The sequence below is a fragment of the Myxococcales bacterium genome (assembly GCA_012513515.1).
Taxonomy (GTDB): Bacteria; UBA10199; UBA10199; order 2-02-FULL-44-16; family JAAZCA01; genus JAAZCA01.
The window spans coordinates 1-22,068 of record JAAZCA010000032.1 but is presented as its reverse complement, the minus strand read 5'-3'; the positions used below and the strand labels follow the sequence as shown (position 1 = coordinate 22,068).

Genomic DNA, 22,068 nt, shown 5'->3' with positions numbered 1-22,068 from the left:
TGAGATCGCTGCGCAGGCATCACAGGCATTTCGTCAGAGTCCTGGAAACGATTCCTGGGAGCTTGGAGGTGGTCTTAACTACTATATTTTTGAAAACAATATGAAGCTGCAGCTCAATTACAGGATGTACAGATTTTTTGCCGAGGATTCTGATCCCAACGATCCTAACTTCGGTACCTATACCAGAAACAACGCACAGCACGATGTCGTGTTGATGTTGTCGGCTACATTCTAACGGGACTTTCCTGATTGCTCAATCCGCGGTTCCTCACAGGGGGGCCGCGGATTTTTGTTGTCAAAGCCGATGGTGGGATTAATCTCGTCGCATGGATATCAAGGAGCGCACCAAAAATTTTCCGCAGCGTCCGGGCGTGTATCTTTTCAAGGGTTTGCGCGGTGAGATCTTATACGTAGGCAAAGCAAAAAATCTTCGAAAAAGGGTAGGCAGTTATTTCCGCTCCTCTGGCGACGACCGACCTCAGATATATTTTCTGATCGCAAAGACTCGATCTGTAGATTTTATAGTCACGGATTCCGAAAAAGAGGCGCTGCTGCTCGAAAGTACGCTGATCAAAAAGCATAAGCCACGCTACAATATTGAACTCAAGGATGACAAGAGCCACCTCTACATCAGAATAGGGATGGAACATCCTTTCCCTGGAATTTCTGTTACCAGGCGTCCAAAAAAGGAGGGGGCTAAATATTTCGGTCCATACGACTCTGCAGCTGCGGCGCGTGAGGCCGTGGAGCAGATAACGAGGTTTTTCCAGATCAGGTCTTGCACCGACAGGGAGTTTGCAAACAGGGTCAGGGCCTGCCTCAAACACGATATAGGAAGGTGCAGTGCTCCCTGCGTGAAAAAAATTTCACAGGATGAATATGCTCTTCATCTATCCGATGTCGCATCATTTCTTTCCGGCAAGAAAAAGTATTTGGTTGGTATGCTGAAAAAACGCATGTCCGATGCCTCCGCGAAGATGGATTACGAGGAGGCGGCACGCTGTCGCGATGCAATAGGGATGATCTCAGATGCGCTTGAAAGACAAAATGTCATCCGCCACGGTTCTAGCGATAACGATGCCATCGCTATGGAGTCGGAGGGCTCAGACTGCATCATATCCGTAATGGAGGTGCGTTCTGGAGCTATCTCCGGCCAGAGAAATTACCACTTAAAGTGCGGCGTTCAGGACGCTCCGGAGGTGCTGAGGGATTTTCTTCTTCAGCGATATGTGGAAGGCAGCTTTATTCCTGTCAAGGCCATTATGGAGTCGGCTCCAGCGGACCGCAGTCTGGTGGAAAAGATCGTATCTGATAGAAGTGGCAAAAAATTTTCTATTTCAATCCCTAAAAAGGGGGCGGCACACAGAATTCTGATGCTCGCTCTTGAAAACGCCAGGGAGTTTTTACGATTCAAGCTCATGAGAAAAGAGGATGACGCCGTTTTTGAAAAGCTTTCAAAAAAACTCGCGCTCATTTCGCCGATTCAGAAAATCGAATGCGTCGATATATCCAATACCGGTGGTCGCGAAGCGGTTGGTGCGATAGTGTCATTTCTTCATGGTGAGCCGGATAAGAAAAATTATAGAATTTTTAACATTCGAACTCTCACGACGCCGGATGACTACGCGATGATGTACGAGGTTATTAAAAGGAGATATGCAGAGAATGTCGAACGAGAAATGCCGGATATTTTGCTCGTTGACGGAGGGCGGGGTCAGCTTGCGACCGCGATGCGTGCAGTTGAGGAGCTCGGATTATCTCTGCCATTGGCAGCTATCGCAAAAGGGAAAAAAGATGATGAACCCGACCAGATATTCATCCCGGGCAGGATGAACCCGGTCAACATAAAGGCCAAGTCGAAGGAGCTGCTCCTTCTCATGAAGGTGCGCGATGAGGCGCATCGTTTTGCCATTTCCGCGCATTGCCGCCGCCGCGACAAGAAGTCTTTCGGGAAATAAAAATGCCGGCGGTGAGCCGGCATTTTCAAGGAAAAGGAGAGCATTATGCTCTTCCTAGAGCGTCAGTTTAGATTCTCCTTCATAAGAACTTCGAAAAGGGCGTTTCGCGGTTTGCTCTGAGATACGAGTTTTACCGGTTCATCTTTTCTGGCGGTGGTGAGTATGCTCATCAACCTTACCTTGGGGTCACCGCGATGAGGGATGTATATTCCGCCGCATGAGAGAACCGCCGAATTTCTGTGATCGAACTCCTCAGAGGAGCTCGCTAGCACCCTCTTGAAGACCATTTCCTGGAATGCCTCTCTGTGTGCCATATCGCCTTCTCCTAACGTGATTATAAGCAAGAGGCGTGCCAGCCATGGTCCGATAAAATTTAAGGGTAATTAGGTGTTATTCAAAGAAAAGCTAATTCTAGAGAGGAACGCTAAAGTTGTGCGCGAGTATCGCTTTGGGAGAAGATGTCAAAAAGTCGCCAAAAGAGGCTCGTTGTAGGAGTCGTGACCGGTAACTCGTGAATGCTGACTGGCAAGGCTGTGCTCTGGCAGATCAAATCGCAGCTAGTTTAGATTGAAGTTAGTTTATATTGAAGATATTTTTGAATGTGATTTCGTTGTTTTCAAGACAATTACGAGAATATCTTTTCAAGTGAACTTTCAAAGGGAGCCTTTATTATTCCCCTTTCTGTGATGATAGCGCTTACCAGATCTGCAGGAGTTACGTCGAATGCAGGATTGCATATCTCGACATAATCAGGCGTTATCTGCGTAGAATTTATATGTGTTACTTCATGCGGGTCGCGCTCTTCTATTGGGATGTCGTAGCCATTTTTTATCGTCATGTCGATGGTTGAAAGCGGTGCGGCGACGTAAAAAGGAATTTTATGGTGCTTGGCCAAAACGGCTACCTGATAGGTACCGATCTTATTGGCGACATCCCCGTTTCTAGCGATCCTGTCAGCCCCTACGATGCACGCGTTGATTTTTCCTGCGCGCATCAGGCTGCCCATCATCGTATCGCATATTACGGTGACTTCTATCCCGTGTTTTTGAAGCTCCCACGCGGTGAGCATCGCACCCTGAAGCCTTGGGCGCGTCTCATCGGCATAGACGTGGATGCGTTTTCCGGCGTCGGTGGCGGTGTAGATAACGCCAAGCGCCGTTCCAAAACCTGCTGTGGCTAGAGCTCCGGCGTTGCAATGGGTCAAAATGCTCATCCCATCCGACAGCAATTTTTCCCCGTTTCTGCCTATCATGTGATTGGCTTCGATATCTTCGGAATAAATTTTAAGCGCCTCCAGCTTTAGTGCCTCAACGATCTCAGGTATTTCTCTTTCCCTGTTCGCCAGCGCCGCATTTTTCATTCGTTCTATCGCCCAGAAGAGGTTGACAGCAGTAGGGCGCGTGGAGGCGAGCTTGTCACCTATCGTGGAGAGTTTCTTGAAAAAGTCGTCGAAGTTGTCGATTCCTATTCCCATCGATCCCAGAGCCATGCCCATCGCTGCTGCGACGCCTATGGCCGGCGCGCCGCGAATAACCATGCTCTTGATTGCGTGCGCCACCTCCAGATAGTCCTCATAGGTATTGTAGACTTCCTCTCTTGGAAGGCGCCTTTGGTCTAGCATTACAACTCTGTCTCCCTGCCACTCTATTGTCTTTATGATATCCATCTTTTAACCACCTCACAGTTTCTTTTTCAGAAGTTCGTTCACGACTGCGGGATTGGCTTTTCCCTTTGACGCTTTCATTACCTGACCGACGAAGAATCCAAAAATGGTTTCTTTGCCAGCCTTATATTGTGCGTGTTGCGCTTGGTTGGCTGCTATAACATCGTCGACGATCTTTTCGATCTCCGACGAGTCGCTCATCTGTGTAAGCCCTTTAGTTTTTACAATTGTTTCGGCACTTTCTCCGCTTCGGTACATTTCGGCAAATACCTCTTTTGCCATGGTGCCGGATATAACCCCTTTTTCTATCAGCGATATGAGCTGTGCGAGGCCTGCGGGTGAAATTTTGCATGCGGATATTTCAGATCCATCCTCATTGAGCTGCCGGAGAATTTCGCCCATGACCCAATTGGATGCCTTCTTGGGCGGAGCTCCGGATTTAACCACATCTTCGAAATAATCGGCTATCGACTTTTCATCGGTAAGAACATCGGCATCGTAGCGTGGTATAGAATACTGGCTGACGAAGCGAGCGGATCTTTCCAGTGCGAGTTCCGGGATCGACTTTCTTACCTTCTCTATCCATTCATTAGAAACCTTGAGAGGAAGAAGGTCGGGGTCCGGAAAATATCTGTAGTCGTGAGCCTCCTCCTTGCTTCGAAGGCTTTCGGTTTTTCCGGCAGCGTCGTTCCAAAGACGCGTTTCCTGAACGATCTTTCCTTCTGAATCCAGAAGTTTGACCTGGCGCTCTATTTCATAGGCGATCGCACGCTCAACCGCTTTGAAGGAGTTGAGATTTTTTATCTCACTGCGCGTGCCAAATTTCTCCTGCCCCATCGGTCTTATCGATACGTTAGCATCGCATCGAAAGTTCCCTTCCTGCAGGTTGCCTTCGCAGACATCGAGATAGACGAGTACGTTTCTAAGCGTTCTTAAATATTCGCCAGCTTCTTTGGGATTGCGCACGTCGGGTTCGGAGACTATTTCTATGAGAGGAACTCCGCAGCGGTTGAAGTCCACATGGCTTTCATTTGGATTCCCCATGTCGTGCATCAATTTGCCCGTATCCTCTTCGAGATGAATTCTCGTAATCCCTATTCTTTTCGTTGATTTTTCATACGTGATATCCATATACCCCATGGTGCAAAGCGGGAATTCGTGCTGCGATATTTGATATCCTTTTGGGAGGTCTGGGTAGAAATAATTCTTTCTGGCGAAGATGCTCTTTGTGTTGATAGTGCATCCTACAGCCAGTCCCGTTTTGATTGCCATTTCGATCGCGTTTTTATTCACCACTGGGAGCGTGCCTGGCTGGCCCGTGCAAACTGGGCAGATGTTGCTGTTTGGCCTGTCGCCGAAAGATGTTGAACAGGAACAGAACATCTTTGTTCTGGTTTTGAGCTGAGCGTGTACCTCGAGGCCTATTACCGCTTCGTATTTCATATTGGCGGCCTCCTCGTTTTCCACTCCGTAGCCTGTTCATATGCGTAGGCAACGTTTAACATACGGCCTTCATCGAGCGGCCTTCCTATAATTTGAAGTCCGATCGGCAGCCCTTCACGCGAGAACCCGCATGGTATTGACATCCCTGGAAGGCCGGAGAGATTTACAGGACTTGTGAAGATGTCGTTTAGGTACATCTGCACAGGGTCGTCCGATCTTTCACCGAGCTTGAAGGCGCACGAGGTCGATGTCGGCGACATGATCAGGTCGCATTTTTTGAAGGCATCAAAAAAATCTTCTTTGATGAGCGTGCGAACTTTTTGGGCCTTCAGATAATACGCGTCATAATATCCAGATGAAAGTACGTAGGTCCCGACGATAATACGAAGGCTGACCTCGGGGCCGAAACCTGCGGTTCTGCTAGCCTTCATCAGATCGTCGAGGCTTAAGTTCCTCTTAGCGCTAAATCCGTAGCGTATTCCGTCGTAGCGGGCGAGGTTCGATGAGGCTTCGGCAGTGGCAATGATATAATAACAGGGGACTGCATACTTGGCATGGGGCAATGATATCGAAACCGTTTTTGCTCCGAGCTTTTCGCAGGTCTTTATTGCGTTTTCAATGGAAGATCTGACTTCATCGTCTATTCCACCGGAAAAGAATTCAGATGGAATCCCTATCCTGAGGCCGTCTATTTTTCCGCTTAGCAGAGAATGATAATTCGGGAGATCTCCGGGGATAGAGGTTGAATCCTTCGGATCGTATCCGGCTATCGCCGAGAGCATCGCTGCACAGTCCGATACGTTCCTGGTCATCGGCCCCACCTGATCGAGGGAGCTCGCGAACGCAACTACTCCATATCGGCTGATCCTGCCGTATGTTGGTTTTAGCCCCACTATGCCGCAGTAGGCAGCCGGAAGGCGCACTGACCCGCCGGTGTCCGTTCCCAGAGAGACTGGGGTGAGCCCGGCCGCTATCGCTGCCGCAGAGCCTCCACTCGATCCTCCGGGCGTTCTTGCTAGATCCCAGGGGTTCTTTACCGGTCCAAATGCGGAATGTTCATTCGATGTCCCCATTGCAAACTCATCCATCGAGAGCTTGCCGAAGATGATAAAACCCATATTTTTCAATTTTTCGACCACCGTTCCATCGTAGGGCGGAATGTAATTTTCAAGCATTTTAGATGAGCATGTGGTGCGCATTCCTTTGGTGACGAATACATCCTTGAGGGCTATTGGGATTCCATCGAAGTGCGATAGTGGCGCCCCTCTTGATCTCCTTTTGTCAGATTCCCTGGCGGAGGCGATCGCCTGCTCCGGCGCTATCGTAAGAAAGGCCCCTATGTTTTCATTCTCCTTCTCCGCCAGATTGAGAAATGCCTTCGTTATCTCTTCAGATGATGCCTTTTCGCCCGAAAGCATTTCGGAGAGATCGGAGAGGGAGGAAAATCTTATTTCAGAACTATTCAGCATCGATCACCTTTGGGACCTGCACGAAGTGCCCGCTTTTTTCCGGGGCGATCTCGATTATTTTATCATGTTCTTCAAAGCTCTCTACAGAGTCTTCTCGCAGGCGTGCCTCGATCTGTACTGCGTGTGAGGTCGGTTCAATTCCTTCAGTGTCGAGTTCGTTTAGCTGCTCTATGTAGCCGAGCATGCTCCTGGCCTTTTCGATTAGAATTGAGAGGTTCTTCTCGTCAAATCCGAGGCGCGACAGGGATGCCACCCTTTTCAGGTCCTCTATGATGTTTTTTTCTTTCAAATCCGCTCCGATCTTTAAAGCAGCCAAGGCGCTCCGCTTAACATACGGGGATATGTTAAGCAAGATTCTAAGGTTGCTTGTGAATTGTCCGTCGGCTGTGATACAAGTCCGGAATGTTACATATATTTCCGGGGTGGGTACTCTATCTTCTGGCAGGAACCATGGGCGCAATACTCGGCAGCTTCGCGAACGTCTGTATAGTGAGGATTCCCGAGGGGAAATCGGTTGTCCGACCGGGTTCGCGCTGTCCTTCATGCGGTCACGCCATACGGCCATGGGAAAATATCCCTTTGATAAGCTATATTTTCCTGCGCGGAGTATGTTCATCCTGCAGAAATAGAATTTCAATTACATATCCTATGGTCGAGCTGCTCTCTATCGTGATGGCGGTATCGCTCTGGCATCACTTCAGGGAGCCGGTTCAGTTTTTTATCTATCTGATTCTATTCGTAATTCCGCTCATAATAGCTGCCCTTATAGATATCAGGCACATGATCATTCCCGACTCTATATCGCTGACAGGGATCGTTACGGGATTTTTAGCGACTCTATATTTAAATAAAAGGGGCTCATATGCAGCCTCAGCGTTGGACTCGATACTAGGAATTCTGATCGGTGGTGGTTTGTTGTTTTTGGTGGCCTATTCATATGAGAAAATAAAAAAGCGCGAGGGCTTGGGTGGCGGAGACATCAAGCTTGCGGCGATGTTCGGTGCCTTTTTCGGATGGCGTGGTGCATTGGTGACGCTTTTTCTCTCTTCAATTGCAGGATCGGCGATAGGGCTCGGTCTCATGCTCTTCTATAGGAAGGATTCAAAGCACCCAATTCCGTATGGGCCTTTCCTCGTTATGGCCGCGATATTCTATCTTTTCTTTGGTGAAATGGTGGTCGACTGGTATTTTGGTCTTTTTTTGAGATAACGCATATAAAACGCATAGTTAGCTCAATTATCTTAATATAATTTATAGATAATTATACATATAATTTATTTAATTTGTTTAAAAAGTCTTGACGATTATAGGTGTCACGACGATAATTCCTCTATTAATGATGTGGAACAGATGCCGATGGCATCTGTTTTTACGATGGGTGGGCTTGATGAATCAGAAAAATAACAATGTACCGAATAACGTGATGAAATTACGCGAGGAACTTCTTATGAGCAAGGCTGAGCTGGCCAGGAAGGCCGGTCTTTCGGCCCTTACGATAGATAGAGTCGAGCGTGGCATGCCGTGCCGGATGGATACGAAGAGAAAGATTATCCTCGCCCTTGGGATGAAGCTATCAGACAAGAACCGTGTTTTCCCGGAATGATTTTCAGATAACTTTAAATGAACAATGGCCGCGCGAGATTATCGTGCGGTTTTTTCGTTTTATGTGAGCCTGTCATCCACGAGTACTTTAATTCCACTTCCCCGTGGTGGGTAGAGGAGGAGTCAACAACTGTCGTGACTTGCAAATCCAAACTTGTGACTGGTTAACTGGGGGGATGGAGTTCCGCTTGAGGCTGCGGGAATAATTGCGCCTCGCAATTTTATTATTTGCCGAGCCATCCGACCTAATTCCCTTGATTATGCGTCATCTTTGTTGTATTTCCGCAGGAGCCTATGCATCCGGAACTCCTCAATAATTCGCTTTTTTTGAAGTATTACAGCCAGTGGCAATCGAATCCCGCCTCTGTTGTATTCGTTCCAATCGCAGAGTACTTTATGAAGTACGGTATGCTCGATGAAGCCGTCAAAATTTGTGAATCTGGCATAAGCCATCATCCCTCTCTTGTCACTGGGCACATGATGATGGCCAAGATAAGAATTCGTAGGTCGGAATACACCGAGGCGCTTGATTCGGTGAAAAGAATCCTGGAGGTGATCCCCGATCATTCCGAAGCGAAGTCGCTTGAGGCTGAAATAACATCATTCGGTCAGGGCTCTGTTCCCGTAAAAGTTGAAGATCCTCGCCAGGATTTATCAGTTGATCAGAGCCAACAGTACGTTCCTAGAAGGGTGCCATCGTGGGAGACCGTCACGATGGCCAATATTTATTCAGCGCAGGGGCATCGCGACAGGGCTCGCGAGATATACGAAGCTATACTCAAGAGGGATCCACACAATGACGCCGCCAGGCGCGGACTCGAGTTCGTGACCAGCGCCGGTTGATTTTTGGAATCCAGCTGCCGATGAATATCCTCAATAAGGAAAAGATACTCGAGCAGGCCAGAATCTTCATAGAAGAGGGGAGGCTCGACAGGGCGATTCGCGAGTATGAAAAGATCGTTGCGGCCGATCCCTCCGATCTCCGTGTCAAGCTGCGCATAGCGGAGTTGTTTGCAAAGCGCAAACAGGTCAATGACGCCATCAGAATTTATCGCGAGGTTTCCAAATCCTACGAAGATGAAGGCTTTTTTCTCAAGGCGGTGACTGTAAGCAAGAATATTCTCAGGCTCAACCCGTCGCTGATAGAGGTCAACGAACAGCTTGCATCGCTGTATGAAAGGATGGGGCTCATAGCCGATGCAGTCAGGCAGTATGGCATCTTGGCGAGCGCTTTTGAGTCGAGGGGGATGGGAGATCGGGCCGTTGAAATACGGGCGAGGATAGTAAGTCTGGTCCCAAATGATGGCGCGGCAAGGACCCGCCTTGCCGAAACCTATCAGAAAGAGGGGAGGATAGATGAGGCCATAGATCAATACGAGGAGTATGCTCGCCAGCTTGAACATGACGGGAAGGATCCTCAGAAGCTTGCCGACCTCCTTGAGAAGATTTTGTCACACAGGCCCGCGCGTTATGACATGCTCAAGAAGCTGATATCGATCTACCGCAGCCTTAAAAACTCCAAAAAGGCCCTTAAATGGCTGGAGATGGTTGGAGAACTCGTCGACTCCGATCCAGAACTTTTGAAATACATGGCCTCTCTGTATGTGGCTCAAAATCAGAATGAAACTGCCAGAAAGAAGCTGTTAATCCTTGCCGATCTCTGTAAAAAGCGCGGGGACATCGAGGGGATGCTGCATGCCATCACCGAAATCCTCGTAATTTTTCCTGACGAGGAGGAGAGATTTTCCGACCTCGTCGATGCGGTCAGCCCGGGCGGCATGCCAATCATAGTTGCAAGGGCGCTTGCCAGACGCAAAGAAATTGAGGATGAGGAGATAGGCAGGCAGATCAGGGAACAGCATCAAAAAGATGGTTTGTCCGAAGCAGTTTCAAATTCCGCACCTCCTGACTCAGAAAAAGGCGTCAATAGATCATCTACTAAATCAGAGAAAAAGGTGGAGGCGGCCGGCTCCCTTTCTACGCAGTTTGATAGTTATTCCGGTTCTCAGGGAATAGGCGGCTTGAAAGATAAATCCGATGAAAATGCTGAAACGGATAAGATATATGTCGCTGAGGTCGATGCGAAGCCTCCGGATTTGGTTAAAAAAAGCAAAATCAGCATAGTTGATAACCTTCAACAGGCTGAAGCGGCCTTTGATCTCGGCAGCGCATATAAAAAGATGGGGCTTATCGACGAGTCAAACAGCGAGTTTAAAAAGGCATCAGATATAGTTAAATCCATTTTTGCGGCTGGCATTATCGAAGGCAATCTTATGGAGCGGGTAAATAAATTGGTCGGCGCACTAGGAATCAAGATGCCGAGCACCTCCAAAAAGGCTCCTGTAGAATCGGATCCTAAGCGTCAGGTGGCCCAGGTCAAAAAAGCTGTGCATCGCCAATCGAGGCGTGAAAAGGACCCTTCAAAGGGTTCCGCCCCAAAGAATTTGGGACGAAAGAAGATATCGTTCGTCTGACGATTTTGTCACTCAACCGTTTAATTCTGTTTTCCCGCTGAACATCTGTTATACCGGGGGTTGTATATTTGCAGGGATGTGGGTATATTTCCGAACGCCATGGACCATCTTACATATTACGGACTCCGTGAAGAGCCTTTTTCAATAATGCCGCTCACTAATTTTTATTACCACAATGAGCAGCACGATCAAGCGATGCTGCGTCTTTCAAGGGCTGTGGAAGGGATGATGGGTTTGGCCGTCCTGGTCGGTGACATAGGAACCGGAAAGACCTTGTTGGCGAGGAGGCTTCTCGAAAATCTTCCTGATGACAAGTTTGAAGTCTCTCTATTAGTTGTCTTGCATGCGGATGTGACCAGCGAGTGGCTCATTAAGAGGGTCTCTGCGCAGTTTGGAATAGTGGATGAAGGGGCTAGCAAGGTTGACCTGATCGGAAGGTTGTATGACAGGCTTGTCGAAATCCATGAAGAGGGACGCCGTGCTGTCATACTGATAGATGAGGCACATATGCTCAGGCAGCGTGAGACGCTCGAAGAAATTCGCGGCCTTTTGAATCTGGAGCTTCCGGATTCAAAACTTCTTTCCTTTGTGATGTTCGGAATGCCGGAGTTAGACGCTTGCCTTGAAAATGACAGCGCTCTCAAACAGCGCACTGCGGTTAGATACAGACTAAAAAATTTTTCTCCAGAAGTTCTTGTCGACTATGTCAACTTCAGAATTTCACACGCCGGAGGAGAGTCGCAAATATTCAGCGCCGATGCATTTGAGGAAATCTACGAACTTACAAACGGCAATCCGAGAATGGTAAATGTGCTTTGCGATAATGCGCTCTTTGAAGGGTTCATTCGAAAAGCTGAGTTGCCGCTGGGTGCCGAGGTTATTCGCAGCGTTGGCGAAGACTTGGGTCTGCCTCTGATAAATCCCGCGATAGAGGCTACCGAACGAAGATAGCGCGTGTTTTGATGTAGTAAGCTCGCCTTGCACTCTCACAAAAGAACATATTTGCTTCCAATATAGTCTTTATCGAGCTTGCAAGGCTGTTTAGAGGTTTTATTCATTGACATATCATGTCTTGACGCCCTAATTAGTAATATAATTTTAGAATTTGCGTCACTAACTAAAGGAGGAAAACTATGTCAAAAAATTCACCTGTTTCTGATTTTATCAGAAAGAATTTTCTTCACTTTAACGCAGCAACTCTTCTAGATGCATCGAAAGCATATAAAAAGCATCTGGATGACGGCGGCAAGATGATGATCACTCTTGCCGGTGCTATGAGCACTGCCGAGCTTGGCATTTCGCTTGCCGAGATGATACGTCAGGATAAGGTTCATGCGATAACATGTACCGGAGCAAATATAGAAGAGGATATCTTCAATCTTATAGCTCATGAGCATTATAAAAAAATTCCGCATTACAGACATCTTACTCCCGATGATGAACTGGAGCTACTGAAACAGAAGTTCAGTCGTGTTACCGATACATGTATTCCTGAGCATGAATGCATGAAAAAAGTTGAAGGAATCTTGTATAAACATTGGAAAAATGCTGATGCCACCAATAATAGGAAATATCACTACGAGTTCATATACGATTGCATAAGAAATGGTGATTTCGTTCAGCATCATCAGATAGATCCAAAAAACAGCTGGGTTCTTGCCGCCTGTGAAAAGAATATCCCCATATGGACGCCTGGATGGGAGGATTCCTCCTTAGGCAATATCTTCACTGCGGCTGTCAGAAACGGCGATATTAAGGACGTGAATTTGGTCAAAAATGGCATTGAACAAATGAACTTTTTGGCTGACTGGTACCTTGAGAACACAAAAACTCAATATGTAGGTTTCTTTCAAATCGGCGGAGGAATAGCCGGTGATTTTCCGATCTGCGTTGTGCCGATGCTTCGCCAGGAACTACAGTCAGATGTTAAGCTTTGGGGATACTTTTGTCAGATATCAGATAGTACAACCTCTTATGGATCCTACAGCGGGGCCGTTCCTAATGAGAAAATAACTTGGGAAAAACTTGGCATAGAGACACCGCGGTTCATAATTGAATCCGATGCTACGATAGTGGCACCACTTATGTTCGCATACGTACTTGGACAGTGAGGTGTCAGATCGCGCAAGGATGCAAAAAACAGCCTGCGATAGAAAAATGGGAAATGTCATCCTTGATTCTGCTGGAAGTATGGTGACTACAGAAAAAATTTGATGCAAGTTTTGCGAGATATTTACGCGAACAAAATGATGACTTTCAAAAGATGACTAAGGGATGTGGCTTATCTTGGACAGGGCCGTGTATTTTTTAAAACATATTATGGAGTGTCTTCTACGGCGAAGCTGTTTTCCCCGCGCCGTCTTGCGAATATAAATGACGGCCTTCCATCGCTGTATTTTTTTACATCAGGGTGCAAAAGCAGCTGTATCGGTGCGAGTTCCTTGAACGTATAATCAGTAAAGGGCGAGCTATCCGGTATTTCCTGTCCAAGTCGGAACGCATTCCATATGTCGTTCCAAATATCTTCATCAGGTGAAAAGAAACCGAAGGATTCACCGGTATCGTCCTGGACATCTCCGTTGAATATCGCAGCGGCTGTCAGCACTGCCTGATCATATGCTATCTGCCAGTCGGCTGAGAGGTTATCTCTGCTCGAGGCGTTTTTAAATACGTTGTGCATGATATCTTCTGGATCGGTAGGTGAAAACTGCCCATTCGCCAATATCACTGAATCGTAATACGATGTAGGCGCCTCTAAATCGTAATCATTTTTTTTCACAGCGAACAGCGATGGATCATCTTCATTGTTTATTATGATGATCCTGTTTTTAATCACTGAAGCTAGCAGCTCTGCGGTTGGCGACCTGCTGGAGAGCTTTACGACGGGATCGTCATAATCCTCGTCTAATTCTGCTTCGTCAGCGATCTGGCCTCCGGCTTCAGCTACGAGAATCTGTATCAATGATTGCGGCGGAACAGTAACCTCATAAACTTCTTCCATCTCTATATCCCCGAAGCTGCATCTCACTGCGGTCACTCCGGGCGACCTTGCTATTATCCTGACTCCGCTGCCATCTGAGGCTGATTCGAAGCCAGGACGCTCCTCGATATCTACGATGTTTTTTTCAGATTCGCATGAGAGCAGGTCGGAGCTGAACTGTCTGGGCTTCCCTTTTTCGTCGTATAGAACTAGTTCATCACGGCCGAGGGCCACCCCTCCGATAGCTATGGCAAACTTTTCTGTGGGCTCGATTACCCTGCTAGGTTCGGCGGAAGGTCGGGAGTTATCGCCATCGCCAAACATTCCCCCAAACGGGTTCACGAAGGGGTTTTTACATCCGGCTACGAGGAAGAACATTAAAATCAGAGGAATTCTGGCTGCAAGTGACTTCATGTGGTCGATATTCTAATGTTTTTAGGTGGTTGCCGCAAGGCAATTGCGTTGACATGGGATATTTTCCTCTGATACTTCTCGCCAGTCCTATGGCAAAAGATAAACAAATAATCAGGGCTATCAAGGGGATGGTCGATGTAATTCCACCATCCGTCAAGATGTGGCAGCGCATCGAGAAGAGCGCCAGGAGGATTTTTTCAACCTATGGTTATTATGAAATCAGAACCCCGATAGTCGAGAATACCGATCTCTTCGTCAGAGGTGTCGGCGAAAGCTCGTCGATAGTCGAAAAGGAGATGTACAGTTTTGTCGATCAGGGAGATGATAAGCTCACTTTACGCCCAGAGGGCACCGCTCCTGTGGTGCGCGCCTACATAGAATCCAACATATGTCATACTGCTCCGCTGGCCAGATTTTTCTATATAGGGCCGATGTTTCGCCGAGAGAGGCCCCAGAAAGGGCGTCAGCGCCAGTTCTACCAGATTGGATGCGAGCTTTTCGATGTCAAAAGCCCGATGGCCGATGCAGAGGTTATCGCGATGGCCGACCATTTTCTGAAAGATGTCGGCGCGGAGGGATTGGTCCTCGAGATAAATTCAATAGGCTGCCCTGCGTGCCGTCCTCAGTTCAACTCTGCCTTGGTAAGTTACTTTGAATCATCTAAGTCTGGGCTTTGCGGCGACTGCGCAAGAAGGCTTGGCAAAAATCCGATGCGAATACTGGATTGTAAAAATGAGGGCTGCAAAAAAATAGTTGAGTCTGCTCCGCGATTCCCGGATTTTTGGTGTGATGAATGCGTAGAACATTTCAATACGGTGAAAGAGACCCTAAATTTACTTGAGGTAGGATACACAGTAAACGACAGGATCGTGCGCGGTCTGGACTACTATATGCGTACGACCTTTGAATTCCTCACCGACAAGCTCGGTTCACAAAACGCAGTTTTGGCTGGCGGAAGGTATGATGGCCTCGTCAAAGAACTGGGTGGTCCTGATCTCCCTGGCATCGGCTTTGCGCTAGGAATGGAGAGGCTCGTACTTCTTTTGGAACAGACCTACAGCCAGGAATTTTATAATGACGACGTAATATATTTCGCCGTACTGGGAGATAAGGCGCGGGATGCCGCCCTGCCCATGATACAAATTCTCAGGAAAGATGGGGTTCGCGTCGAGTGGGATTATGCCTCAAAGTCCCTTAAATCGCAGATGAAGAGGGCCGACAAGCTTTTGGCCAAGTCAGTCGTGATAATCGGCGAAGATGAAATTCAAAAAGGCCACGCGATAGTTCGCGATATGCAAGCGGGAAGTCAGAAAGAGGTAAGACTCAAAGATCTTCCAATGCATTTCATCGAGATAGGTGGTTGATTTGCTTTGTAACCCACCGTTCTTTTTCAAGGGAGTGAATCGTAAAAATGAAGAAGAGGACACATACTTGCGGTGAGCTGAGGGGCTCCGACGAGGGGAAAAGAGTTTTACTTCAGGGCTGGGTCGGTTCAAGAAGGGATCTCGGCAGCCTGATCTTCCTGGGGCTTCGCGACAGGTTTGGCACCACTCAGGTTGTGATAAACCCGGAACACGTCTCGGCGGAAATAATGAAGGCGACAGAATCGGTTCGTTTTGAATATGTTCTGGAAATAGAGGGGGCTGTCTCCAGACGTCCGGAGGGGCAGTCCAACGAAAGGATTTCTACCGGAGAGATTGAAATTTTAGCGGATTCGGTGCAGATACTAAATACCTCCAAGCCTCTTCCGTTTCTTGTTGAGGACGAGACGGATGTTTCCGAAGAACTTCGTTTGAAATACAGGTATATCGATCTTCGCAGACCAGCGCTTCAAAAGATCCTCGCTCTGCGCCATAGGATTGTGCAGTATGCGAGAAATTATCTTTCCGATAACGGATTTCTTGAAATAGAGACGCCGTTCCTTACGAAGAGCACTCCGGAAGGCGCTCGCGACTATCTGGTGCCATCGCGCATCAGCAAGGGGATGTTCTACGCACTTCCGCAGAGCCCCCAGATATTCAAACAGCTCCTGATGGTTTCAGGTTTCGACAGATATTTTCAGGTAGTGAAGTGCTTCAGGGACGAGGACCTCCGCGCTGACCGCCAGCCTGAGTTCACGCAGATCGACGTAGAAGCCTCTTTTTTGGATCGTGACGGCCTTCTTTCAATAATGGATGGTTTTTTCCAAAAGGTAATTCGCGAAACCCAAGGGATAGATATATCGCTTCCGATCGAGAGGATGACATACGCCGATGCGATGTCACTCTATGGAAGCGACAGGCCGGACAGGCGTATTCCTTGGAAACTGGCCGATGTCACGGCGGGGTTCAAAAATTCCGGATTTAAAACCTTCGCTGGCGTCGTGGCAAATGGAGGAATAGTCAAAGCGCTCAATGTTGGTGCGCATGAGCTCTCCAGGAAAGAGATCGCCGAGCTTGAGGTGGTGGCAAAGACCTTCGGCGCGAAGGGGCTTGCGTGGGTGAAGCTTTCCGCTGATGGCTGGAGTGGGTCGGTGGCAAAATTTTTCTCCGATGCGGAGAAGGATAATATTATAAAATCCTGTAATGCGAAAGATGGGGATATAGTCCTTCTCGTCGCTGATTTCGCAAATACAGCAAATGTATCCCTCGGAAACGTTAGGACTTTCCTTGGGAAAAAATTGGGGCTTCTGGATGAATCGAAGCTGGACATATTCTGGGTAGTGGATTTCCCGCTTCTGGAATGGAATAACGATGAGAAGCGGTACGTAGCCGTTCATCATCCTTTCACAGCCCCTCATCCTGATGACGTGGCGCTTTTGGATTCCGATCCATCGAAGGCTCGTTCCTTAGCCTATGACATCGTGATGAACGGCAGCGAGGTCGGCGGCGGATCGACTCGTATTCATGACAGCCGCATGCAGTCGAAAATATTCGATGTGCTCGGAATATGCGAAGAGGAGGCACGCGCCAAGTTTGGTTTTCTCCTTGATGCGCTTCAGTTCGGGGCTCCTCCGCATGGGGGAATTGCCTTGGGGCTAGACAGGCTGGTTATGCTCCTTGCCGGCACGGATTCCATACGCGATGTCATAGCTTTTCCAAAGACTACGTCGGCCACCGATCTCATGTCGGATGCCCCTTCGAATGTTGATGAGCACCAACTCGCTGAACTAGGGATATCGCTTTCGAAGTAGAACCCTCGCTAACTGTAGGAAGCTCAACCTTTCAACTATTTCGCATTTTCTTTAATTTTCAGGGCGATTAAGCCCCTCCTCTTTCTCCCTATGGGGAAAAGGTCTCTGCTGTTAATTTGAGCCCATGTCAAAAACTCCACAGCTTCTTCGCGTTCGTCAATATATTGACCTGCGGGGGTGTGGGCTGTTTCGCGAGGTCTCTATGATAATTTCTTATTTTTCAATTAGTTATCAATAAAAAATCTATGACATTTATTGGCATATGAATTGCTCTTGCTTGGAAGCGGAGCGTACTGGGAAAAGAACCGAGGGGGGACAAATGAGTAGAAAAAAGCGACCTACCGCTCCTTTTTTCAAACAGCTCGCTGAGGTGGTCAAGGATCTGAAGGATATGAAGCCGGGCGAGGTCCATGTCATAAGCGTGAATGCCAATTACGGCCACTACGAAATAGTTATCGGTCCGGAGAACTCCGAAGACCGCCAGAGGCCGATAGAGATCAACGGAGAAATTCATCACTTGTTTGTTTCACCTGAGGACGTGAGGCCGCTGCCAACTAAGCGCCAGATTACGAGCAATCTTAAAAATACCGTTATAGTGAAACACCTGACTATACATCTGAAGGATCCGAAGGGGGATGGGAAAAATCTTACGATTGTGAATCACGATGAGAGCGGGTTGCGTGCGCGTGAATTCATAAATCTTGCCGGAAAAGATGGTGAGCAGCTCGCCTCCGATATCGAACGGGATTCAAAATATTCGCTTGCTGCTTATCAGATAGTCCAAAAGGATATCCTATCTTCTTTTTCATCGGGAGATCTTGAGGAAGAATCATCAGGGTGAAGACAGCCTAGTTCTCCCACGCTATTTTTCTGTCGTAGATATCTTCCAGCGAGTTTTTGTGATGCATCTCCATCGCTGCTAGGTTGAAGAAAATATTTTTAAGTTTTTCATCCTCGGCCAGCTCAGCGAATTCGGTGTAAAAACGATAGGATTCTTCCTCTCTTTTTATGGCGAAAATCAGCGCATCCTGAATAGAAAACCCTGGGTTGAGTTTGCGTGGTTCGACAAGAGAAGCGATGTTTGAAGTCGCAGTCTTTTCGCTGGCTTTTTCGCTAAACTGGGACGGGTCTATTTTCTTGAGCGTTTCTTTATGGTCGAGTTCCTGCGATGCGAGTTCCTCAAAAAGTTTTTTGACTTCCGGCTTTTGAGCGAGGTTTGCCGCTTGACTATATAACCTATGGGCATCCTCCTCACGTTCAATCGCTTTTGCTATCAGTTCAGATGCGAAATTTTTCTGCATGTGAAGCCCTCCCCTTGCTTTTATGTGCTACCAGTTCCCTGTTTTCAAGTAATCATCTATTGCCTTGGCGGCTCGCCGTCCTTCTCCCATTGCGAGAATGACGGTTGCGGCGCCGAGAACTATATCCCCTCCGGCGAACACCCCCTTCTTCGAAGTCTTCTGGGTTTCGGGATTTGCTATGATATTTCCCCACTTGTTGGTTTCCAGATCTGGCGTAGTACGCGGAACCAGAGGGTTTGGACCGTTTCCTATGGCGATAACGGCACAGTCGATGTCGATCATAAATTCGGAGCCTTTCACCGGTACCGGGCGCCTTCTCCCAGAGTTATCCGGTTCCCCGAGTTCCATCTTTATGCACTCGACCTTAGTTAGCCATCCGTTTTTATCACCTATGAATCTGGTCGGATTCATGAGGATGTTGAAGATTATTCCTTCTTCCTTCGCGTGATGAACTTCGGCGAGCCTTGCTGGCATTTCCTGTTCCGAGCGTCTGTATATTATATAGACATTTTCAGCGCCGAGCCTCTTTGCCGTTCTGGCTGCATCCATAGCCACATTTCCGCCGCCTACGACGGCTACATTTTTGGACTGAGCTATTGGAGTGTCGGATTTCGGGAATTCATATGCCCCCATCAGATTCGACCTGGTCAAATATTCGTTTGCGGAATATACGCCGTTGAAGTTTTCACCGGGTATGTTCATGAAATAGGGGAGCCCGGCTCCAGTCCCAAGGAAGATCGCTTCGAATCCCTGCTCGAAGAGTTCATCCAGAGAATACTGCATACCTATAACCGCATTGACCTTAAATTCCACGCCCAATTTTTCGAGAAATTTGGCTTCGAATTCAAGAATTTCCTTTGGCAGCCGAAATTCCGGGATTCCGTACATGAGGACGCCGCCGAGCCTGTGAAGAGCTTCGAATACGGTTACCGAGTGTCCCATCTTTGCGAGGTCTCCGGCAACGGTAAGTCCTGCGGGTCCTGCGCCAACGACTGCAACTCGACGTCCGCTTTTGCTGGCGATTTGAGGAATTTTTGCGCCAAGTTTGTTTCGTTCATAGTCGGCGATGAATCTTTCGAGATTTCCTATTGCGACGGGCTTGTGCTTCTTTCCCAGGATACACTTGATTTCGCATTGAGTCTCTTGCGGGCATACCCTGCCACAGACGGCAGGAAGGAGGTTTGTCTTCTTGACAGTTTCAATAGCTCTTTCGAAATCGCGGTTAGCTATCTGCTGTATGAATTTTGGAATATCTATTTCCACGGGGCATCCGGTCATGCACTGTGGCGCCTTGCAGGCTATACATCGCTTTGCTTCCTCTACAGCTTCGTCCTCAGTATAGCCGAATGGAACCTCTTTGAAATTTTTTACCCTTTCGGCAGGGGGCTGCTCCCTCATGTTCTGCCTGGGTATTTTCATTCTTTCCGCCGCTGTCAGTGTCATCGAAATCTCCTAGTGCTGCCGTTTTTTGAAAATTATTTGCGGTTGCAGGTGCAGTTGTCGCCGCAGCCGTGCTTATAAATTTCGTAAGATTTTTTTTCCTGATCCAGGTATGTCGATTGCCTCTGCATCATTTCTTCGAAATCTACCTTATGTCCGTCGAATTCCGGTCCGTCCACGCATACGAACTGAGTAGTTCCATCCACCGAAACTCTGCAACATCCGCACATGCCGGTTCCATCGACCATAATGGTGTTTAAGGAAACCACCGTTCTGATGTCGTGCTGTTTTGTAACCTTGCAGACCATCTTCATCATTATCGAAGGCCCTATCGCTACAACCATGTCGATTTTTTCTCCGGAAGAAATTAATTTTTCCAGTGCGGTTGTGACGAATCCCTGATCACCTGCGCTTCCGTCGTCGGTGACAACTATCACTTCGTCGGAAGCCTTCTTCATATGCTCCTGCATTATCAGAAGATTTTTTGTCCTGGCGCCGAGTATTGATGTTACCCTGTTGCCTGCAGACTTCATCGCCTGAGCGATCGGATGGAGCGGAGCGATTCCTATTCCCCCGCCGATACAGACCACGCTTCCAAAATTTTCTACGTGTGTAGGTTTACCCAGAGGCCCGGCGAGGTCGTGTATTGAATCCCCTTCTTTCAGATCCGAAAGCTCCGCAGTGCTTTTCCCGACAACCTGAAACACGAGAGTGATCGTCCCTGCATTTGAATCCGCGTCGGCTATCGTCAGCGGTATTCTCTCCGCTTTGTCGGCGTGAGTACGAAGTATTATAAACTGACCGGGCTTTCGTTTGCGGGCGATGACCGGGGATGCCACTACGAGCTCCACCACGTTATCGGAGAGTTGATTCCTCCGTACTATCCTGTTCATAAAAATCCTTTCATATTTGGTAAGTTAGCGCGGCAACGCAATAGTTGAAGCATTCCCCTTTGTCAAGGAGTGCTAGGGCAGTTTTTATAGGTAAAATCTGTATTTGCAAGCCTTGCAGTCGATGCTTCTTTCGTGCTAGCTCTCCCTTTGATCCCAACCACCACAAACAGAGGAGGAAATCGTGAGTAGGACATTCGACCATTTTCTGCTTCTAGGGCGCCCCGCAGCCGGAAAATCGGAGTTTATAGATTTTATGGAAAAAACCTCCGATTCCGAAAGGGCCGATAAATATCATCTGGGCAAGATTGAGGGGGTGGACGATTTTTTCTGGCTATGGGAAAAATTTCTCGAGGATGACCTATGGGAAGAAGCGGGCTACGAAAGGGTGTTTTCGGAACGCAAGGAAGGAAATTACAACGTAAAATTTCCGGATCAGATAAAGCTCTACGATTTTCTCTTCGCAAAATTCAACTACGTAATAAACAAGAAGTATCTTTCCAATCCGGATTTTTATGAAGAGGGGACCCTCATCATAGAGTTCGCTCGCGGGATGAAGGATGCCTACAAAAATGCGCTCACGAGGCTTTCAAAGGAGGTTTTGGAAAAGGCGGCAATACTTTACGTTGACGTCGATTTCGAGGAGTCGTGGCGAAGAAACATAGCAAGATATCAGGAGAAGCTTAAAAGCTCCAGCCTCGCCCATATGGCCCCGAAGGAGACGATGGAGTATTTTTATAAAATCGACGACTGGCATGAACTGACTGGCGGAAAAGAATTTGGTTTTCTTACCTTTCATGGCGTCGATATACCATTTGTAACGATGAATAATACTCCCGAGCTCAAAGAACGCGGGCCATTGGCGAAACGATACGGACCTCATCTTGATCGCCTATTCGAGATCTACCAGGAGAAGAAAAAATGAACAGATTTGAAAATATACTTTTATTGGGGCGCCCAGCTGCGGGCAAGTCGGAATTTATAGACTGTTTGAAAAGGGTCGATGAGAATGAGCGCGCCAGAATATTCCATATAGGCAAATTTTTGCAGGTCGATGATTTCGTCTGGATCTGGGAAAAGTTTCTGGAGGATAATATGTGGGAGGAGTCCGGCTTCGAAAGGATCTACTCACACAAGGAAGGGGATAACTACGGTCTGAATGAGAATGCGGGCAGGCTTTTCGACTTCATGCTCGCAAGATTCAATAAAGAGGTGAAAAAGATTTCCGAGGAGAACCCCAATTATTATGAGAGTCAAACGCT

21 protein-coding genes and 1 pseudogene are annotated in these 22,068 nt (G+C 47.8%); 13 read left to right on the top strand and 9 right to left on the bottom strand.

Annotated elements, in window-relative coordinates:
• Nucleotides 1-235 (top strand): hypothetical protein (locus tag GX659_07290; GenBank protein NLD28586.1); only part of this gene is annotated, 235 nt, incomplete at its 5' end.
• 91 nt (nt 236-326) lie between these two features.
• Nucleotides 327-1,958 (top strand): annotated as a pseudogene (uvrC, locus tag GX659_07285) (excinuclease ABC subunit UvrC).
• 62 nt (nt 1,959-2,020) lie between these two features.
• Here the strand turns inward: uvrC and GX659_07280 are convergent.
• From GX659_07280 to gatC, 5 genes are all read right to left on the bottom strand, one after another.
• Nucleotides 2,021-2,272: a hypothetical protein gene (locus GX659_07280; protein ID NLD28585.1), complete on the bottom strand. Its 252-nt coding sequence runs from the start codon at nt 2,270-2,272 to the stop codon at nt 2,021-2,023.
• A gap of 311 nt (nt 2,273-2,583) precedes the next feature.
• Nucleotides 2,584-3,624 (bottom strand): S-methyl-5-thioribose-1-phosphate isomerase, encoded by a 1,041-nt coding sequence (gene mtnA / locus GX659_07275; protein ID NLD28584.1) that lies wholly within the window; start codon nt 3,622-3,624, stop codon nt 2,584-2,586.
• 12 nt (nt 3,625-3,636) lie between these two features.
• Nucleotides 3,637-5,064 (bottom strand): Asp-tRNA(Asn)/Glu-tRNA(Gln) amidotransferase subunit GatB, encoded by a 1,428-nt coding sequence (gatB, locus tag GX659_07270; GenBank protein ID NLD28583.1) that lies wholly within the window; start codon nt 5,062-5,064, stop codon nt 3,637-3,639.
• Entirely contained in the window at nt 5,061-6,533 is a 1,473-nt protein-coding gene (gene gatA / locus GX659_07265) for an Asp-tRNA(Asn)/Glu-tRNA(Gln) amidotransferase subunit GatA (GenBank protein ID NLD28582.1), read from the bottom strand. Before gatA ends, gatB begins: the two co-directional genes overlap by 4 nt.
• A complete protein-coding gene (gene gatC, locus GX659_07260) occupies nt 6,523-6,822 on the bottom strand; it encodes an Asp-tRNA(Asn)/Glu-tRNA(Gln) amidotransferase subunit GatC (GenBank protein NLD28581.1) in 300 nt (99 codons plus the stop codon). The genes gatA and gatC overlap by 11 nt, the downstream gene beginning before the upstream one ends.
• Nucleotides 6,823-6,935: 113 nt before the next feature.
• Between gatC and GX659_07255 the strand changes: the two genes are divergently transcribed.
• From GX659_07255 to GX659_07230, 6 genes are all read left to right on the top strand, one after another.
• On the top strand, nt 6,936-7,742 hold the full coding sequence (locus GX659_07255) for a prepilin peptidase (GenBank protein ID NLD28580.1): 807 nt from the start codon (nt 6,936-6,938) through the stop codon (nt 7,740-7,742).
• A 178-nt stretch (nt 7,743-7,920) separates the two neighbouring features.
• Entirely contained in the window at nt 7,921-8,136 is a 216-nt protein-coding gene (locus tag GX659_07250) for a helix-turn-helix transcriptional regulator (protein NLD28579.1), read from the top strand.
• Between the two features lie 713 nt (nt 8,137-8,849).
• Entirely contained in the window at nt 8,850-8,978 is a 129-nt protein-coding gene (locus GX659_07245) for a tetratricopeptide repeat protein (protein NLD28578.1), read from the top strand.
• Between the two features lie 20 nt (nt 8,979-8,998).
• Nucleotides 8,999-10,609 (top strand): tetratricopeptide repeat protein, encoded by a 1,611-nt coding sequence (locus GX659_07240; protein NLD28577.1) that lies wholly within the window; start codon nt 8,999-9,001, stop codon nt 10,607-10,609.
• A gap of 78 nt (nt 10,610-10,687) precedes the next feature.
• Nucleotides 10,688-11,560, top strand: a complete 873-nt coding sequence (locus GX659_07235; GenBank protein NLD28576.1) for an AAA family ATPase — start codon at nt 10,688-10,690, stop codon at nt 11,558-11,560.
• Nucleotides 11,561-11,742: 182 nt separating this feature from the next.
• The gene (locus tag GX659_07230; protein ID NLD28575.1) at nt 11,743-12,720 is read left to right on the top strand and encodes a deoxyhypusine synthase family protein; all 978 of its coding nucleotides are present in this window, start codon (nt 11,743-11,745) and stop codon (nt 12,718-12,720) included.
• Nucleotides 12,721-12,926: 206 nt separating this feature from the next.
• On the opposite strand, the gene GX659_07225 is transcribed toward GX659_07230, so the two are convergent.
• Entirely contained in the window at nt 12,927-14,003 is a 1,077-nt protein-coding gene (locus GX659_07225; GenBank protein NLD28574.1) for a hypothetical protein, read from the bottom strand.
• An 89-nt stretch (nt 14,004-14,092) separates the two neighbouring features.
• On the opposite strand from GX659_07225, the gene GX659_07220 reads away from it, so the two are divergent.
• The 3 genes from GX659_07220 to GX659_07210 all read left to right on the top strand — a co-directional run bounded on the left by GX659_07220 (nt 14,093) and on the right by GX659_07210 (nt 18,016).
• Nucleotides 14,093-15,367 carry a histidine--tRNA ligase gene (locus GX659_07220; protein NLD28573.1) on the top strand — a complete coding sequence of 425 codons (1,275 nt, stop codon included), beginning with the start codon at nt 14,093-14,095 and terminating at the stop codon, nt 15,365-15,367.
• 47 nt (nt 15,368-15,414) lie between these two features.
• Nucleotides 15,415-17,175, top strand: coding sequence for an aspartate--tRNA ligase (gene aspS / locus GX659_07215; GenBank protein ID NLD28572.1), 1,761 nt, complete (start codon nt 15,415-15,417; stop codon nt 17,173-17,175).
• Nucleotides 17,176-17,494: 319 nt separating this feature from the next.
• Nucleotides 17,495-18,016, top strand: a complete 522-nt coding sequence (locus GX659_07210; GenBank protein NLD28571.1) for a hypothetical protein — start codon at nt 17,495-17,497, stop codon at nt 18,014-18,016.
• Between the two features lie 7 nt (nt 18,017-18,023).
• Here GX659_07210 and GX659_07205 read toward each other — a convergent pair whose 3' ends face one another.
• The 3 genes from GX659_07205 to GX659_07195 are packed head-to-tail and all read right to left on the bottom strand — an operon-like array spanning nt 18,024 to nt 20,809.
• A complete protein-coding gene (locus GX659_07205; GenBank protein ID NLD28570.1) occupies nt 18,024-18,476 on the bottom strand; it encodes a ferritin family protein in 453 nt (150 codons plus the stop codon).
• 27 nt (nt 18,477-18,503) lie between these two features.
• The gene (gene gltA, locus GX659_07200) at nt 18,504-19,895 is read right to left on the bottom strand and encodes an NADPH-dependent glutamate synthase (protein NLD28569.1); all 1,392 of its coding nucleotides are present in this window, start codon (nt 19,893-19,895) and stop codon (nt 18,504-18,506) included.
• Between the two features lie 56 nt (nt 19,896-19,951).
• Nucleotides 19,952-20,809: a sulfide/dihydroorotate dehydrogenase-like FAD/NAD-binding protein gene (locus tag GX659_07195; protein ID NLD28568.1), complete on the bottom strand. Its 858-nt coding sequence runs from the start codon at nt 20,807-20,809 to the stop codon at nt 19,952-19,954.
• A 181-nt stretch (nt 20,810-20,990) separates the two neighbouring features.
• Between GX659_07195 and GX659_07190 the strand changes: the two genes are divergently transcribed.
• Together GX659_07190 and GX659_07185 are read left to right on the top strand one after the other, a co-directional pair.
• Nucleotides 20,991-21,731, top strand: coding sequence for a hypothetical protein (locus GX659_07190; GenBank protein ID NLD28567.1), 741 nt, complete (start codon nt 20,991-20,993; stop codon nt 21,729-21,731).
• A partial coding sequence (locus GX659_07185; GenBank protein NLD28566.1) for a hypothetical protein occupies nt 21,728-22,068 on the top strand: 341 nt, incomplete at its 3' end. The genes GX659_07190 and GX659_07185, both read left to right, overlap by 4 nt.

Coding starts and splice junctions, on each gene's coding strand:
- GX659_07280 (NLD28585.1), bottom strand. CDS start 2,272: ATGGCACACAGAGAGGCATTCCAGGAAATGGTCTTCAAGAGGGTGCTA.
- mtnA (NLD28584.1), bottom strand. CDS start 3,624: ATGGATATCATAAAGACAATAGAGTGGCAGGGAGACAGAGTTGTAATG.
- gatB (NLD28583.1), bottom strand. CDS start 5,064: ATGAAATACGAAGCGGTAATAGGCCTCGAGGTACACGCTCAGCTCAAA.
- gatA (NLD28582.1), bottom strand. CDS start 6,533: ATGCTGAATAGTTCTGAAATAAGATTTTCCTCCCTCTCCGATCTCTCC.
- GX659_07255 (NLD28580.1), top strand. CDS start 6,936: ATGTTACATATATTTCCGGGGTGGGTACTCTATCTTCTGGCAGGAACC.
- GX659_07250 (NLD28579.1), top strand. CDS start 7,921: ATGAATCAGAAAAATAACAATGTACCGAATAACGTGATGAAATTACGC.
- GX659_07245 (NLD28578.1), top strand. CDS start 8,850: ATGGCCAATATTTATTCAGCGCAGGGGCATCGCGACAGGGCTCGCGAG.
- GX659_07240 (NLD28577.1), top strand. CDS start 8,999: ATGAATATCCTCAATAAGGAAAAGATACTCGAGCAGGCCAGAATCTTC.
- GX659_07230 (NLD28575.1), top strand. CDS start 11,743: ATGTCAAAAAATTCACCTGTTTCTGATTTTATCAGAAAGAATTTTCTT.
- GX659_07225 (NLD28574.1), bottom strand. CDS start 14,003: ATGAAGTCACTTGCAGCCAGAATTCCTCTGATTTTAATGTTCTTCCTC.
- GX659_07220 (NLD28573.1), top strand. CDS start 14,093: ATGGCAAAAGATAAACAAATAATCAGGGCTATCAAGGGGATGGTCGAT.
- aspS (NLD28572.1), top strand. CDS start 15,415: ATGAAGAAGAGGACACATACTTGCGGTGAGCTGAGGGGCTCCGACGAG.
- GX659_07210 (NLD28571.1), top strand. CDS start 17,495: ATGAGTAGAAAAAAGCGACCTACCGCTCCTTTTTTCAAACAGCTCGCT.
- GX659_07205 (NLD28570.1), bottom strand. CDS start 18,476: ATGCAGAAAAATTTCGCATCTGAACTGATAGCAAAAGCGATTGAACGT.
- gltA (NLD28569.1), bottom strand. CDS start 19,895: ATGAAAATACCCAGGCAGAACATGAGGGAGCAGCCCCCTGCCGAAAGG.
- GX659_07195 (NLD28568.1), bottom strand. CDS start 20,809: ATGAACAGGATAGTACGGAGGAATCAACTCTCCGATAACGTGGTGGAG.